The organism is Brevundimonas sp., assembly GCF_051858995.1.
In the GTDB taxonomy this organism is placed as follows: Bacteria; Pseudomonadota; Alphaproteobacteria; order Caulobacterales; family Caulobacteraceae; genus Brevundimonas.
Genome location: NZ_JBHYGN010000010.1, coordinates 104,048 through 119,226 on the forward strand (window position 1 = coordinate 104,048; position 15,179 = coordinate 119,226).

The 15,179-nt window shown below is 68.0% G+C and carries 14 protein-coding genes; 11 read left to right on the forward strand and 3 right to left on the reverse strand.

The window, feature by feature from the left end:
* Positions 1–237: 237 nt before the first annotated feature.
* The 8 genes from flgK (at position 238) to ACTIEF_RS11640 (ending at position 9,623) form a co-directional block, all read left to right on the forward strand.
* On the forward strand, positions 238–2,352 hold the full coding sequence (gene flgK / locus ACTIEF_RS11605) for a flagellar hook-associated protein FlgK (protein ID WP_439472300.1): 2,115 nt from the start codon (positions 238–240) through the stop codon (positions 2,350–2,352).
* On the forward strand, positions 2,352–3,278 hold the full coding sequence (locus tag ACTIEF_RS11610) for a flagellin (RefSeq protein ID WP_439472301.1): 927 nt from the start codon (positions 2,352–2,354) through the stop codon (positions 3,276–3,278). Before flgK ends, ACTIEF_RS11610 begins: the two co-directional genes overlap by 1 nt.
* A gap of 64 nt (positions 3,279–3,342) precedes the next feature.
* Entirely contained in the window at positions 3,343–4,584 is a 1,242-nt protein-coding gene (locus tag ACTIEF_RS11615; protein WP_439472302.1) for a putative DNA modification/repair radical SAM protein, read from the forward strand.
* A complete protein-coding gene (locus ACTIEF_RS11620; protein WP_439472303.1) occupies positions 4,584–6,011 on the forward strand; it encodes a UdgX family uracil-DNA binding protein in 1,428 nt (475 codons plus the stop codon). The genes ACTIEF_RS11615 and ACTIEF_RS11620 overlap by 1 nt, the downstream gene beginning before the upstream one ends.
* A 118-nt stretch (positions 6,012–6,129) precedes the next feature.
* Positions 6,130–7,245, forward strand: coding sequence for an MlaE family lipid ABC transporter permease subunit (locus ACTIEF_RS11625; RefSeq protein WP_439472304.1), 1,116 nt, complete (start codon positions 6,130–6,132; stop codon positions 7,243–7,245).
* Positions 7,242–8,039, forward strand: coding sequence for an ABC transporter ATP-binding protein (locus ACTIEF_RS11630; protein ID WP_439472305.1), 798 nt, complete (start codon positions 7,242–7,244; stop codon positions 8,037–8,039). Before ACTIEF_RS11625 ends, ACTIEF_RS11630 begins: the two co-directional genes overlap by 4 nt.
* A gap of 13 nt (positions 8,040–8,052) precedes the next feature.
* The gene (locus ACTIEF_RS11635; protein WP_439472306.1) at positions 8,053–8,991 is read left to right on the forward strand and encodes an MlaD family protein; all 939 of its coding nucleotides are present in this window, start codon (positions 8,053–8,055) and stop codon (positions 8,989–8,991) included.
* Complete coding sequence (locus tag ACTIEF_RS11640; RefSeq protein WP_439472307.1) at positions 8,988–9,623, forward strand: ABC-type transport auxiliary lipoprotein family protein; 636 nt, start codon at positions 8,988–8,990, stop codon at positions 9,621–9,623. Before ACTIEF_RS11635 ends, ACTIEF_RS11640 begins: the two co-directional genes overlap by 4 nt.
* On the opposite strand, the gene ACTIEF_RS11645 is transcribed toward ACTIEF_RS11640, so the two are convergent.
* Genes ACTIEF_RS11645 through ACTIEF_RS11655 form a run of 3 tightly spaced genes read right to left on the reverse strand, consistent with a single transcriptional unit; the run spans position 9,620 to position 11,864 of the window.
* Entirely contained in the window at positions 9,620–10,456 is an 837-nt protein-coding gene (locus ACTIEF_RS11645; RefSeq protein WP_439472308.1) for a toxic anion resistance protein, read from the reverse strand. The two genes, ACTIEF_RS11640 and ACTIEF_RS11645, sit on opposite strands and share 4 nt — an antisense overlap.
* A gap of 50 nt (positions 10,457–10,506) precedes the next feature.
* Complete coding sequence (locus ACTIEF_RS11650) at positions 10,507–11,160, reverse strand: 3-oxoacid CoA-transferase subunit B (RefSeq protein ID WP_439472309.1); 654 nt, start codon at positions 11,158–11,160, stop codon at positions 10,507–10,509.
* Positions 11,160–11,864, reverse strand: a complete 705-nt coding sequence (locus ACTIEF_RS11655; protein ID WP_439472310.1) for a CoA transferase subunit A — start codon at positions 11,862–11,864, stop codon at positions 11,160–11,162. Before ACTIEF_RS11655 ends, ACTIEF_RS11650 begins: the two co-directional genes overlap by 1 nt.
* Positions 11,865–12,472: 608 nt before the next feature.
* Between ACTIEF_RS11655 and ACTIEF_RS11660 the strand changes: the two genes are divergently transcribed.
* The 3 genes from ACTIEF_RS11660 (at position 12,473) to ACTIEF_RS11670 (ending at position 15,138) form a co-directional block, all read left to right on the forward strand.
* Positions 12,473–13,498, forward strand: coding sequence for an SAM-dependent methyltransferase (locus ACTIEF_RS11660; protein WP_439472311.1), 1,026 nt, complete (start codon positions 12,473–12,475; stop codon positions 13,496–13,498).
* Positions 13,499–13,730: 232 nt separating this feature from the next.
* Positions 13,731–14,144, forward strand: coding sequence for a DUF2177 family protein (locus ACTIEF_RS11665; protein WP_439472312.1), 414 nt, complete (start codon positions 13,731–13,733; stop codon positions 14,142–14,144).
* A gap of 118 nt (positions 14,145–14,262) precedes the next feature.
* Complete coding sequence (locus ACTIEF_RS11670) at positions 14,263–15,138, forward strand: SGNH/GDSL hydrolase family protein (protein WP_439472313.1); 876 nt, start codon at positions 14,263–14,265, stop codon at positions 15,136–15,138.
* The last annotated feature ends 41 nt before the right edge of the window (positions 15,139–15,179 follow it).

The window sequence follows — 15,179 nt, forward strand, 5'->3', positions numbered from 1 at the left end:
GCCGACGTTTCTTGCCCGGCGCCATCCGCCCGGTAGGCGCCCGGTGATCGCGCCCGGTCAAACAGGCCGGGTCGAACTGGCCCGTCCTTTGCGCCCCTTGCTGGTCATGACACAGGCGCAAAATGCGATGTTGATAGATTTCAGTGACTTGGCCGGGCGGCATGCTGTCGCCGCCGGGCAAAAAGCGCGTGGCGGATGGCAGGGCTTGCCGGGCGCCCGTGGCATGGAGGCTGGCGCATGTCGCTGACGACCATCCTGAACACGGCCAACTCGGGCCTGATCGCGGCGCAGACCCAGCTGCGCGTGGTGTCGGACAACGTCGCCAACATCAACACGCCCGGATACGTGCGCAAGATCGCCGACCAGAGCACCCTGGTCAGCGCGGGTGTCGGCACCGGCGTCGAGGTCACGCGCATCCGTCTGGCCACCGACCGCTTCCTGCAGGCGGCCAGCTTGAACGCGGGTGCGGAGTCGGCGCGGCAGGGCGTGCGTTATGAATTGTATGACCGCATCCAGTCGCTGTTCGGCGACCCGGGCGGCACGGCGGGCTTCTTCGCCCAGGTCGACGGCGTGTTCGCCGCCTTCTCGGCCAGCGCCGAGGACCCGACCTCCTCGCCCCGGCGGCAGGACGCCCTGTTCAAGACCCAGGCCCTGTTCGACGAGGCCACCCGCATCTCGACCCAGATCCAGGCCGTGCGCGAGGACGCCGACGGGCGCATCCAGAGCGCGGTCGAGAAGGCCAACACCCTGCTTCAGCAGATCGAGGGGCTGAACAAGGAGATCGCGCGCGCGACCGTGGTCAACGGCGACGCTTCGGGCGCCGAGACGGCGCAGTCGGCCCTGATCAGCCAGCTGGCCGAGCTGATGGATATCCGGGTGACCGGGCGGTCGGTGGGCGGGGTCTCGATCCGCACCGGCAACGGCAGCCTGCTGGCGGGCGAGGGCGCGGCGACGCTGAGCTATACCCGCACCGGCACGGTAACGAGCGAGGCCGCGTTCAACGAAATCTGGATCACCGAGCCGGGCGGCATCAAACGCCCGCTGCTGGAAAGCGTGAACTCGGGCGAGATCAAGGGACTGGTCGAGCTGCGCGATATCGAGGCGCCCGCCGCCGCGGCGCGTCTGGCCGAGCTGATCACCCATGTCGCCGATGAGCTGAACCGCGCGCACAACGCCAACTCGTCGGTTCCGGCGCCGAGCAAGCTGACCGGTCGCAATGTCGGCCAGTCGATGGAAAGCGCCATCGCGGGCTTCACCGGCCGCACGACCATCGCCGTCACCAACAGCGCGGGCGTGATCCAGACCCGGGCCGATATCGTGTTCAGCGGCGCGACGATGACGGTGAACGGGGTGGCGGCGGACCCGACCACCTTCCTGGCCACGCTGAACGCCCAGCTGGGCGGCGCGGCGACGGCGACCTTCAGCGACGGTCAACTGTCCATCTCGGCGAGCGGCGGCAACGGCGTGGCCATCGCCGATGACGCGGCCGCGCCCTCGAACAAGGCCGGGCGCGGCTTCTCGCACTATTTCGGTCTGAACGATCTGGTCTCGACGGATCGCCCGGCCCTGTACGACATCGGGCTGACCGCCGCGTCGCCGCACGGCTTTACCGCCGGCGAGAAGATGACCTTCCGCTTCACCGGGATGACCGGGGCGAAGATCCGCGACATCGAGGTGGAGGTTCCGCCGGGCGGCACGGTCGGGGATCTGCTGGCGGCGCTGAACGACTCGGCGACGGGCGTGGGCCGCTACGGGACCTTCACCTTGGGCGCCAACGGGGCGCTGACCTTCAACGCCAACGGCAGTCCGCCGCCGGTGATGAGCGTGCTGGCCGACCGCACGACGCAGATTCCCTCGGGCATTTCGGTGACCGAGCTGTTCGGCATCGGGACCGGGGTGCGGGCGTCGCGCGGCGACGGCTTCTCGCTGCGCACGGACATCCGTCAGGCTCCGTCGAAGCTGGCGCTGGCGCAACTGAACCTGTCGGCGGCGGCGGGGACGGCGGCGCTGAGCACCGGCGACGGTCGCGGGGCCCTGGCCTTGGCCGACGCGGGCGAGCGGACGGCGAATTTCCAGCCCGCGGGCGATTCCAGCGGCGGGACCATCTCGGTGTCCCGCTACGCCTCGGAACTGGCCGGCGACATCGGCGGCAAGGCGACGGCGGCTAAGAACCGCAAGGACAGCTCGGCCTCCCTGTACACCGAGGCGACCGCGCGGCAGCAGTCGCACGAAGGCGTGAACCTGGATGAGGAGCTGGTGCTGATGACCACCTATCAGCAGGCCTTCAATGCGTCGGCGCGGCTGATCCAGGCGGCCAAGGACATGTATGACACCCTGCTGGGGATGACCTGATGACCCGTATCGCGACCTTCGCAAACTATCAGTCCGCCCTGCTGGACCTGATGACCGCCCAGGCCCGCGCCGCCGAGGCGCAGGAACGGGTGTCGACCCAGAAGAACGCCACCGACCTGACCGGCTTCGGGCGGCAGTCCGAGACGCTGACAGCGCTGAAGGGCTCGCAGAGCCGCATCCAGGGCTTCCTCGACACCTCCGAGGCGGTGTCGGCGCGGCTGACGACGCAGGATCTGGCGCTGACCCAGATCGGCGACGGGGTCGAGGCCCTGCGCGCGTCCATCGGCAATGCGCTGGCCTCGGACTCGGCCGGCTCGTTGATGCTGGAGATGGAGGGCCAGTTCCAGGCCATCCGCGGCGGGCTGAACATGCGGCACCAGGGCGGATACCTGTTCGCCGGGGCGCAGGTGAACACCGCGCCGATCGACGTGGCCAACCTGTCCGAGCTTGCCGCCGCGCCGAGCGTGCCCTCGATCTTCCACAACGACACCCTCAAGACCGCCAGCCGCGTGGCCGAGGGCACGACGCTGGAGACCGGCTTCCTGGCCAATGAGGTCGGCAACGATACGATGGAGATCCTGCGGGATATCCAGAACTATCACACCGGGCCGAACGGACCGCTGACCGGCAAGATGACGGAGGCCCAGAAGACCTTCCTGACCACCCAGCTGTCGCGGCTGGAGAAGGCCGGGCAGGCGGTGATCGACAAGACCGCCACCACCGGCTCGCTGGCCAACCAGGTCGAGAGCGTCTCCAAGAGCCACGAGGCCCAGCTGAAGTCGCTGGACGAACTGGTCTCGAACCGGACCGACGCCGACATGGCCAAGGCGGTGACCGACCTGCAGCTGTCCCAGATCGCCATTCAGGCCTCGGCCCAGGTGATCAGTCAGCTCAGACAGGTGTCGTTGCTCAACTTCCTGACCTGACGGAAGAAATTCCGCAACGGCCACGCTGGACAGGCGTTCTCGCTATGGAACATAGTGGGAACAAATGGCGCAACTCGATCTCCGACAGAAGCTGTCCGTCCTCGCCGACGCGGCCAAATACGACGCCAGTTGCGCCTCGTCCGGGACGACGAAGCGCGACTCCATGGGCGGCAAGGGCGTCGGCTCGACCGAGGGCATGGGCATCTGTCACGCCTACACGCCGGACGGGCGGTGCGTGTCACTGCTCAAGATCCTGCTGACCAATTTCTGCATCTACGACTGCGCCTACTGCATCAACCGGGCGAGCTCGAACGTGCCCCGGGCGCGGTTCAACGTTCAGGAGGTCGTGGACCTGACGCTGAACTTCTACCGCCGGAACTATATCGAGGGGCTGTTCCTCTCGTCGGGCATCATCCGGTCCGGCGACTATACGATGGAGCAACTGGTCCTGGTGGCGAAGAAGCTGCGCGAGGAGCACGACTTCCGCGGCTACATCCATCTGAAGCTGATCCCCGAGGCCGATCCGAAACTGGTCGAGGAGGCCGGGCTGTATGCGGACCGGCTGTCGGCCAATATCGAACTGCCCCGCGACGAGGCCCTGCAGCGGCTGGCGCCGCAGAAGGACGTCGGCGTCATCAAGAAGGCGATGGGGCAGGTGCGGCTGGGCGTCGAGGCCGCCAAGCCCGAGAAGCGCGACCGCATCAAGCCGCCGAAATTCGCGCCGGCGGGCCAGTCGACCCAGCTGATCGTCGGGGCGGACGGGGCGCCGGACACCGAGATCATCGACCGGTCGGCGTCGCTGTACGGCGGCTATGGCCTGCGCCGGGTCTATTATTCGGCCTTCAGCCCGATCCCGGATGCGTCGTCCAGCCTGCCGCTGTCCAAGCCCCCGCTGATGCGCGAGCATCGCCTGTACCAGGCCGACTGGCTGATGCGGTTCTACGGCTTCGCGCCGCGCGAGATCGGCGAGGCGGCCAAGGACGGGATGCTGGACCTGGCCATCGATCCCAAGCTGGCCTGGGCGCTGAACCGGCGTGAGCAGTTCCCCGTCGATGTGAACACCGCCCCGCGCGAGATGCTGCTGCGGGTGCCGGGGCTGGGGGTGAAGTCGGTGGACCGGATGATTTCCGTGCGGCGCTACCGGACCCTGAGGCTGGAGGATGTGGCGCGGCTGTGCCGGGGCATCGACAAGGTGCGGCCCTTCATCACGACGCTGGACTGGACGCCCGGCGGACTGACCGATGCGGCAGACCTGCGTGCCCGCATCGCGCCGGACCCGAAGCCGATGCAGATGAGCCTGTTCTGATGCAGGTCGCGACGCTGGCGAACGAGACGGACTTCGACGGCTGGCGTCAGGCGGCGCGGCGGTTCCGGGCGGCGGGGGTGAGGCCGGAGGCGGCGAGCTTCCGGGTCGGCGCGGGCGAGGGCGGGCTGTTTGACGACGTGGCGCCGGTTGGGGAGGCGGGGCCCCAGTTTCCTGTTCCTCGCGCCTTCGTGGAGCTGGCTGAGAACGTGATCCTGCACCGGTCCGCCGACCGGTTCGATCTGCTGTACCGGCTGCTGTGGCGCCTGGAGCGCGAGCCGGACCTGATGCGGGTGGTCAGCGACCGCGATGTCGCCGACGCGATGGAGCGGGCGAAGAACGTCAACCGGGCCAGCCACAAGATGAAGGCCTTTGTCCGCTTTCGTCTCGCCGAGGCGGAGGGGGAAGAGCACTGGATCAGCTGGTTCGAACCGGCGCATCGGGTTGTGGAAAAGACCGCGCCCTTCTTCGCGCGGCGGTTCTCGACCATGCGGTGGTCGATCCTGACGCCGGACGGCTCGGCCTTCTGGGATACGGAGCGGCTGACCTTCGGCCCGGCCGCCACGCGCGACATGGCCCCCGCCGAGGACGAGATCGAGGACTTCTGGAAGACCTATTACGCCTCGACCTTCAATCCGGCGCGGCTGAAGACGAAGACCATGCAGGGCGAGATGCCCAAGCGGTACTGGGCCAATCTGCCGGAGGCGGCGCTGATCCCGGAACTGGTGGCGGCGGCGAATGGGCGAGCGGCAGCAATGGTCGCCGCTCCGGCGCCGGAGCCCAATCCCAGGCTGGCCAAGACCCTGTCGCGGATGGGGCGGGACCATGCGTTCGAGGAGGGCTTCGTTCCGTCCAGCCTGGAGGAACTGGGCCATGCGGTGCAGGCCTGTCGTCGCTGCCCCCTGTGGCGCGACGCGACCCAGGGCGTGTGCGGGCAAGGGCCCAAGGCGGCGAAGCTTATGATTGTCGGCGAGCAGCCGGGGGATCAGGAGGACCTCGCCGGACAGCCCTTCGTCGGCCCGGCGGGGCAGGTGCTGGACGCGGCCCTGAGCGAGACGGGCATCGACCGCGACGACGTCTTCGTCACCAATGCGGTCAAGCATTTCAAGCATGAGCCGCGCGGCAAGCGCCGCATCCACCGCACCCCGGCCGCCAGCGAAATCAGCGCCTGCCGCTGGTGGCTGAACGCCGAGCGGGCGTTGGTGAAGCCGAAGGTGATCCTGACGCTGGGCTCGACGGCGGCGCTGGGCGTGCTCGGTCGCAAGGTGGCGGTGACACAGGAACGGGGCCAGCCTCTGGCCCTCCCGGACGCGACCGCCCTGCTGACGGTGCACCCGTCCTATCTGCTGCGCATCCCGGATCGGGAGGCGGCGGAAACGGAACGTGAGCGCTTTGTGGCCGACCTGAAAGCGGTCCATCGTTTGCTTTGAAGCGTAAATGCCTGAAAGCGTGGCTGAACGAATACGGTATGGCTGCGTTCTGATATGGGCCTGAGCTTTGCCGTAGAGCAGTCATAGGCAACCGGGACGGGGCGATTTAGGTAGGGGCATGGCCGCAGCGGATTTCCAGATCGATGAAGGCGGGCAGGGGCTGACCCTGCGCCTGACGGGCGACTGGACCGCGACCGAGCTCGGTCGGATTTCGCGTCGGCTGGACGAAGGCCTGCATGGACGTGAGATCACGGCGGTGGATCTGAGCGATCTGGGTCGGTTCGACACGGCCGGCGCCTTGGCCATCGTGCAGGCTGGACACTGCCAGTTGCCTTCGTCCGCCTGGACCCAGCGTCCCGAGGCCGGGCGCACCTATGCCATGGTCGAGAAGCTGGAGCGCGAAAGCGCCGGCCCGCCCAAACGCTCGCCCGGCTGGATCCGGGGCTTCGCCAAGGTCGGGCGGGGCATGCACGACATCCTGGCCGAGACGACGCTGTCGATGGCCTTCCTCGGGCGGCTGGTGACGGCCACCGGTTCGACCGCCAAACACTGGGACAAGATCCGCTGGCCCGCCTGGTTCAGCCAGGGCGAGCGCGCCGGGCTGGACGCCATTCCGATCGTGGCGGTGACCAATTTCTTCATCGGCGCCGTCATCGCCTTCCTCGGCGCCAATCTGCTGACCCAGTTCGGGGCCGGGGTGTTCACGGTGCAATTGGTCGCGGTGGCGACCCTGCGCGAACTGGCGGTGCTGATCACGGCCATCCTGCTGGCGGGCCGTTCGGCCTCGTCCTTCGCCGCCGAGATCGGCTCGATGCGGATGAACCAGGAAGTCGACGCCATGCAGGTGATGGGGGTGAACCCCTTCCAGGCGCTGGTCATTCCGCGACTGGCCTCGATGATCGTGATGATGCCGATCCTGACCTTCATCGGCATGATCGCGGGCCTGTTCGGCGGTCTGCTGGTGACCTGGAGCCAGCTCAGCTACGGGCCGAACTTCTTCATCCAGCGCATCAGCGAAGACCCGATGATGGGCACCCACCTGATGGTCGGGATGATCAAGGCGCCGGTGTTCGCCATCGTCATCGCCGCCATAGGCTGCCGTCAGGGCATGGCCGTGGCCGGGGACGTCGAGAGCCTGGGGCGCCGGGTGACGGCGGCGGTGGTGCAGGCGATCTTCGCCATCATTTCGCTGGACGCCGTCTTCGCCCTGATCTTCCTGGAGCTGAACCTGTGACGGCTCCGAACATCCCGACCTTCGACAAGGCGCCCGAGACCCTGATCGAGGTGCGCGGCCTGCTGAGCCAGTTCGGCGAGCGGGTCATCCACCAGGACCTGAACCTGGATGTCGAGCGCGGCGAGGTGCTGGGCGTCGTGGGCGGGTCCGGCACCGGCAAGACGGTGCTGTTGAACACCATCATCGGCCTGAAGGAGCCCGAGGGCGGCACGATCAGCGTGCTGGGTCATGACCGGGCGACCATGACCAAGGCGCAGGAGGCGGACATCGAGCGCCGCACCGGCATCCTGTTCCAGCAGGGCGCCCTGTTCTCGTCGCTGAGCGTGATCGACAACGTCGCCTCGCCGCTGGTGGAGCACACCAGGCTGTCGCGTGAGGTGATCCGCGAACTGGCCGAGATGAAGATCGCCATGGTCGGGCTGGGGCCGGAGGCGCACCACCTGAAGCCCGCCGAACTGTCGGGCGGGATGCGCAAGCGGGTCGGCTTGGCCCGGGCGCTGGCGCTGGACCCGGAACTGCTGTTCCTCGATGAGCCGACGGCGGGGCTGGACCCCATCGGCGCCGCCGCCTTCGACGACCTGATCCGCCAGCTGTCCGACGATCTGGGCCTGACGGTGTTCATGATCACCCACGATCTCGACAGCCTGTACGCCATCACCGACAAGGTGGCCGTGCTGGCCGACAAGCATGTGGTGGCCAAGGCCCCCGTGCAGGAACTCGAGAAGTCCGAGCATCCCTGGATCAGGGAATACTTCCTGGGGCCGCGCGGTCGCGCGGTCCACAAGGCGGCTTGAGGAGAGCCGGAGAATGGAAAGAGACGCCCACTACGCCGCCGTCGGCATCGCCACCGTCGCCCTTCTGGCGGCGCTGGCCGTGTTCACGATCTGGCTGGCCCGCCTGCAGTTCAACAGCGAGTACGATGTCTATGACATCGTCTTCTACGGACCGGTGCGCGGCCTGTCCGAGGGCGGGGAGGTGCATTTCAACGGCATCCGCGTCGGCGAGGTGACGGACCTCAACCTGGACCCGAACAAGGGGGATCAGGTCATCGCCCGCATCCGCATCGACGCCACCACCCCGGTGCGGGTGACCAGCCGCGCCCAGTTGGAGCCGCAGGGCATCACCGGGCTGAACTACATCCAGATCACCGCCGGCAATCCGAGCAGCGCGATCCTGAAGACCCAGTATCCGGACAATGTCACCCCGGTGATCCAGAGCCAGCCGTCGCCCATCGCGGAACTGCTGTCGGGCTCGGGCACGGTGCTGGCCCAGACGGTGGACGCCCTGAACCGGATCAACCGCGTGCTGTCCGATGACAATGTCCGCAGCTTCTCGGCCAGCCTGAAGAACATCGAGGCGGTGACCGCGGAGCTGGAAGCCCGCAAGGGCATGCTGGAGCAGCTGGAGCAGGCTCTGACCCGCGCCAACGCCGCGGTGGGCGAGTATGAGCAGCTGGCCATCAGCACCCGACGGGTGGTCGAGGGCGACGGCGCCGCCGCCGTGGCCAACGTCAACAAGGCCGCCGAGGAGGCCCGCGAGGCCGTGGCCTCGATCAACCGGTCGGCGACCAGCCTCGAACGACCGCTGGGGGACTTCGCCACCACCGGCCTGCCGCAGTTGCAGCAGTCGATCCAGCAGCTGGACGAGGCGACGCGGTCGCTGCAGTCGCTGATCGACGACGTGCGGGCCAGCCCGCGCGAGTTCATCGGTCGTCCGTCGTCGCGTGAAATGGAGGTCCAGCCGTGATCCGCATCCTGAAGGCCGCCGCCGCTGTCGCCGCCGTCGCCGTGTTGGGCGGCTGCTCCCTGCTGTCCTCGCCGGACCCGGTGCAACTGTACCGGTTCGGCAATCTGCCGTCGGGCGTCAGCGAGCGGGAGAGCCCGGCCTCGACCGTGCAGGTGGCGATGCGGCGGCCCGAGTTCGCCCAGGCTGTTCGCGAGGATCGCATCCTGGGCGTCACTGGCACCGAGGCGGCCTACATCAAGGGCGCGCGCTGGGTCAGCTCGGCCGACATTCTGTTCAGCGACGCGCTGGAGAGCGCCTTTGCGGCGCAGGCCACGCGGGTGCGGCTGGTCGGGCCGCGCGAGCTGACGCGGGCCGGGCAGGCGCTGGACATCGACGTGCGGACCTTCGAGGCGCGCTACAGCTCGCCCGGCTCGGCGCCGGTGGTGACCATCATCGCCCGGGTGCGGCTGCTGAATGCCCAAGAGCGGTCGGTGACCGCCGAGCGGGTCTTCACGGTCGAGCAGCGGGCGAGCGAGAACCGCGTCGGCTCCATCGTCAGCGCCTTCGACGAAGCGACCCGGGACATCCACGGCCAGATCGTCGCCTGGACCGACCAGAACGCCCGCGCGATGCCGACGACGCTGGCGAACTAGAGCCCGTGGCGCAGGGCCGCCAGTCGGCCCTCGACGTCGGCGCGGCGGGCGCGGGAGGCGGCGAGCTCCTTGAGGGCGCGGTCGATGCGGGCCAGCAGGTCGTCGCGGAGGCGTAGCAGGCGCTCGCCGTCGGGGCGAACCTTCTTCGGCTTGCGGCCGGACAGGCCAAGCGCATCCTTCCAGTCGTCGCGCCAAGCGGCGGCGCCCTCGGCGCAGGTCTGCATGGCGTCGGCGAAGCGGGCGTCGGTGGTCTGGGCGCCGCGAACCAGCGGCAGGCTGGCCAGGGCGGCGGCGCGGCAGGCGTCGAGCGCGGCCTTGCGGTCCGCGAGCGGGTGCGGGGCCTCGCCCTCATGGCCGGTCAGGCGGCGGGCGGCGGCGGCGAGGTGGGCGTCCAGATCGACCACGGCGTCGCGGACCTCGGTCCAGACCGTGTCCAGTCCGCCGGTACGACGGGCGACGCCCTCGACCCAGCCGGTCAGGTGGCGAGCCACGTCATCGACGGAGGCGGCGGCGCGGGCGTAGGCGGCGCGGAAGGCCTTGAGGCGGCGCTTGCGGCTGTCGAACAGACCGGCCAGGCCCCGGCGGGGCTCCAGCGCCTCGGGACGGAGGCTCTCGAGCACCGAGCGGGCGTGGGTCAGCTGGGCGTGGGCCTCGGTCAGGTCGCCGGTGCGGGCGAGGGCCAGGGCGCGCTCGATCTTCTCGACAGCAGCGGCGCGGGCGGGCTCGGCGAAGGCGTGGGCCTGATCGCTCTGGTAGGCATCGTGGATCGCCTCAACCTGTGCGGCGTCCGGCGCGGGGGCATTCCCCTGCCAGCGATAAGCCCCGTCAGCCATGTCGATGTTCCCACCCAACAGGCTCTGCGGCCCATTGGGTGGAAGGTTAACTACGCCTTCAGGCTGTCGGCAACGGTGTAGGTCGCCTCGGTCCTGGACGCGACCTCGTCAAGGGTGACGCCGTCGGCCAGTTCGATCAGCTCAAGGCCGGCGCCGTTCGGCTTGACGTCGAAGACGCACAGGTCGGTGATGATGCGGCTGACCACGCCCGTGCCGGTCAGCGGCAGGGTGCAGGACTTCAGCACCTTGGACTGGCCGTGCTTGTTGGCGTGATCCATGACCACGACCACGCGCTTGACGCCGGCGACCAGGTCCATGGCGCCGCCCATGCCCTTCACCAGCTTGCCCGGAATCATCCAGTTGGCGATGTCGCCGTTCTCGGCCACTTCCATGGCCCCGAGGATGGACAGGTTGATGTGGCCGCCGCGGATCATGGCGAAGCTGTCCGAGGAGCTGAAGTAGCTGCTCTCGGGGATGGCGGTGATGGTCTGCTTGCCCGCGTTGATGAGGTCGGGATCGACTTCATCGTCATAGGGGAAGGGGCCCATGCCGAGCATGCCGTTCTCGGACTGCAGCGTCACCTCCATCCCCTCGGGGATGTAGTTGGCGACCAGCGTCGGGATGCCGATGCCGAGGTTCACATAGAAGCCGTCCTGCAGCTCCTTGGCGGCGCGTTCGGCGAGTTGTTCGCGAGTACGAGCCATTATGCGGTCTCCCGGCTACGGACGGTGCGCTGTTCGATGCGCTTCTCGGACACGGTCTGGACGATGCGGTCGACGTAAATGCCCGGGGTGTGGATGTGGTCGGGGTCGAGCGAGCCGGTGGGGACGATCTCCTCGACCTCGACGACGGTGGTCTTGCCCGCCGTGGCCATCATCGGATTGAAGTTGCGGGCCGTCTTGCGGAAGACGAGGTTGCCGCGCTCGTCGGCCTTCCACGCCTTGACGATCGCCAGATCGGCGACGAGGCCGGTTTCCATGACGTAGTCGCGGCCGTTGAAGTTGCGGACTTCCTTGCCCTCGGCGACCAGGGTGCCGACGCCGGTGGCGGTGAAGAAGGCGGGGATGCCCGCGCCGCCGGCGCGGATGCGCTCGGCCAGGGTGCCCTGCGGGTTGAACTCGAGCTGGAGCTCACCGGCCAGATACTGGCGCTCGAACTCCTTGTTCTCGCCGACATAGGACGAGATCATCTTGGCGATCTGCTTGGTTTCCAGCAGCTGGCCCAGGCCGAAGCCGTCGACGCCCGCGTTGTTGGAGATGACGGTGATCCCCTTCACGCCCGAGTCGCGCAGGCCCGCGATCAGCTTCTCGGGAATGCCGCACAGGCCGAAACCGCCGGACATGACGGTCATGCCGTCGAACGTCAGGCCCTCGAGCGCGGACGCTACGTCGGGAAAGATCTTCCGCATCGCTTCCTCATGTTTTCATCGCCTGATGAATATCGGCGACCTTGGGTCGTCCGTAACGCGCGGGACGGGGCGGGGCAAGTGTGGCGGATCGGCCTTCGGGGTGATCGGCGAAAACCGGGTGTGAAGATTGTAATCGGTGTGAGGCGGCGGAGAGGTCGGAGACTGTCAAAATACACCGTCTATACCGTCTATGGCGTCTATCGCGTCTGTGAGGCCTTTCGGGCTGGAATTCAGTGGCGGCGGGGGTTTGGGGCGGATCGGGGTTCTGCGTGGTCGGAATATTATCCGGGTGATGGTCTATCAGTTGGCGTGAGGCTGTAGAGCTCAAGATAGCAGGCGGATGCGTCAATATTGGACGTACGACCCCCACTCCTTTCGTCATCCTCCGGCGACCCTCGCGAAAGCGAGGGGAGACCGGGGGACCCCGCGGCGTCGCGACGGCGGCGAAACCCTGAAGGTCGAAACTCAGGCAACGGTGCTCCCGACAGTTTCGCGCTCACGCGCGCCGCTGGGTCCCCCGGTCTGCGCCGCTGTGCGGCTTGCCGGAGGATGACGAAAGCAAGGAGGGGCAGGCGCATCCGATGCGGGGTGTGGCGCGTATGCAGACCATGAGCATCGCCACCGCCGCCATTCGTCGTCTGCAGGACGCGCCGTTTCCGGATTTCGTCACGCGACGGGCCATCGACAGTCTGGTGACGGACGCGCGCCGGCGGCTGGATCGGGAGGGGCCGCATGATGAAGCGGCGTTCGCGCGGGACATGGCGGCGCGGGCCATCGCCGAACACACCCAGGCGGCCAATGAGCAGCACTATGAACTGCCGCCCGAGTTCTTCCGCATCTGTCTGGGCGGGCGGCTGAAATACTCCTGCTGCCTGTATGGGGCGCCGGACATGACGCTGGATCAGGCCGAGGCGCTGGCGCTGTCGGCGACCTGCGCCAACGCGCAATTGGCGGACGGGCAGGCGGTGCTGGAGCTGGGCTGCGGCTGGGGCTCGCTGAGCCTGTGGATGGCAGAGCACTATCCGAACAGCCGGATCACGGCGGTGTCGAACAGCCATGGCCAGCGCGGCCATATCGAGGCGCAGGCGAAGGCGCGGGGGCTGAGCAATCTGACGGTCATCACCTGTGACATGAACGACTTCCAGACCGACGCCCTGTTCGACCGGATCGTCTCGGTGGAGATGTTCGAGCATATGGCCAACTGGCGCGCCCTGCTGACGCGGGCGAAGGGCTGGCTGAAGGCGGACGGGCGGATGTTCGTGCACATCTTCACCCACCACGATGCGCCCTATCGCTTTGACCACACCGACAGCGGCGACTTCATCGCCCAGCATTTCTTCACCGGCGGTGTTATGCCCAGCCGGGGGCTGATGCGGCAGTTCCCCGACCTGTTCGAGGTGGAGCAGGAATGGACCTGGAACGGGACCAACTACCAGCGGACCGCCGATGACTGGCTGAAGAACATGGACGCCCAGCCGGGACGGGTGATGGAGTTGATGCGCGAGACCTATGGCGCGGACGCCGCGCTGTGGCGGCGGCGCTGGCGGCGGTTCTTCATGGCGACGGCGGGCCTGTTCGGGAACGACGGCGGGAACACCTGGGCGGTCAGCCATTATCGGCTGAGGCCGACGTAGCCCGCTGCTGTCGTCATCCCAAGGCGCTCCACCTCATACCGTCATCCTCGGGTCAAGCCCGAGGATGACGACGATAGGGTAGAGCGTTTGACGGTTTGGGTTGCCGCCGTTGTGGCGTCGCCTGGGTCCCGGGTTCTTCGCCGCGCGAAGCCCCGGGATGACGGAAGAAGGAACGCGTGCGCATCCAACCGCCGCCCCGCGACGTATCTCTCCCCGAAAGGGAGACGCGGCCATGATCAAATATCTGTTCGCCTATCTGGGCGCTGGGCTGACGTTCGCGGCGATCGACGCGGTCTGGCTGACGACCATGACGGATCGGCTGTACAAGCCGGTGCTGGGGCCGATCCTGGCGGCCAAGCCGGACATGAAGGCGGCGGTGGCCTTTTATCTGATCTCCATCGGGGCGACGGTGTTCCTGGCCATCGCCCCGGCGCTGAAGGAGGGGAACTGGACGCGGGCGCTGATCAACGGCGCCGTGCTGGGGTTCGTCTGCTACGCCACCTATGACCTGACCAATCAGGCGACGCTGAACAACTGGTCGATGAAGCTGACGCTGATCGATCTGGCCTGGGGGACGGTGCTGACCGGGACGTGTGCGGTAGCGGGATATTTCGCGGCGCGCTGGGCGGAGGGGAAGTGGGGCTGATTTCGCCCTGACTTTCGGGCCACGCATTAACCTTTTTCTTCGCCTGAGGCGGGCGTTGGATGGCGGGGGACCGCTGATAGGGTAAAAGGCAGGCTGTACGCAGTTCCGGGGGCGGCGAGTGAAGGCGGGCATCAACGCATTGACGGCGACCTTCGTGGTCGGGGTCATCGCCGGTCTGGCGCTGACGCCGGACGGGCGGGAGTGGATGCGCCGTCCGACCCTGCTGCTGGGCGGACAGGCCGCGGCGTCCGCGCCGCCGTCCGCCGAGGCGGAAGCCGCGCCGGTTGTTGCGCCTGTCGCGCCGGTGGCTGCCAACATCGCCGTGACGCCGCTGGGCGAGCGTCTGGCCAAGGGGCAACTGCGGATCGGGGTGTTCGGGGATTCGATGGCGGACGGGCTGTACGCCGGGCTGTATCGCGATCTGCACGACCAGCCGAACGTGAGCGTGAGCAAGTTCTCGCAGGTGTCGACCGGGCTGAGCCGCTACGACTATGTGGACATCCAGGCCAAGACGCGCGGCCAGCTGGACGAGCAGCCGGTGGATGTGGCGGTGGTCCTGTTCGGCACCAATGACGCCCAGGGGATCGAGCTGGACGGGACGGTCCACGCCTTCGGCACCGAGGGCTGGAAGGCCGCCTATGCGAAGCGGGTGACCGATCTGGTGACCCTACTGCGCAGTCGCGACGTGGCGGTCTACTGGGTCGGCCTGCCGCGCATGAAACGCGAGACCTTCGACGGGCGGATGGCCCTGATCAATGGCGTGGTGTCCGAGCGGATGCGGGCGCTGGGCGTGCCCTATATCGAGACGACAGCCCTGACCTCGAACGCCGAGGGCGGCTATGAGGCCTATCTGCCGAACGACGCGGGGCGGCGGACGCTGATGCGGGCGAACGACGGCATCCACATGTCGATGGCCGGCTATCTGCGCATGAGCGCGCCGGTGGCCGAACGGCTAAAGCGCGATGCGGGCCTGACCGCCGAACCCGCGGCCTGATCGTGAGAGCGGCGCGGGGGGCGCTGATCGCCTTTTCGCTG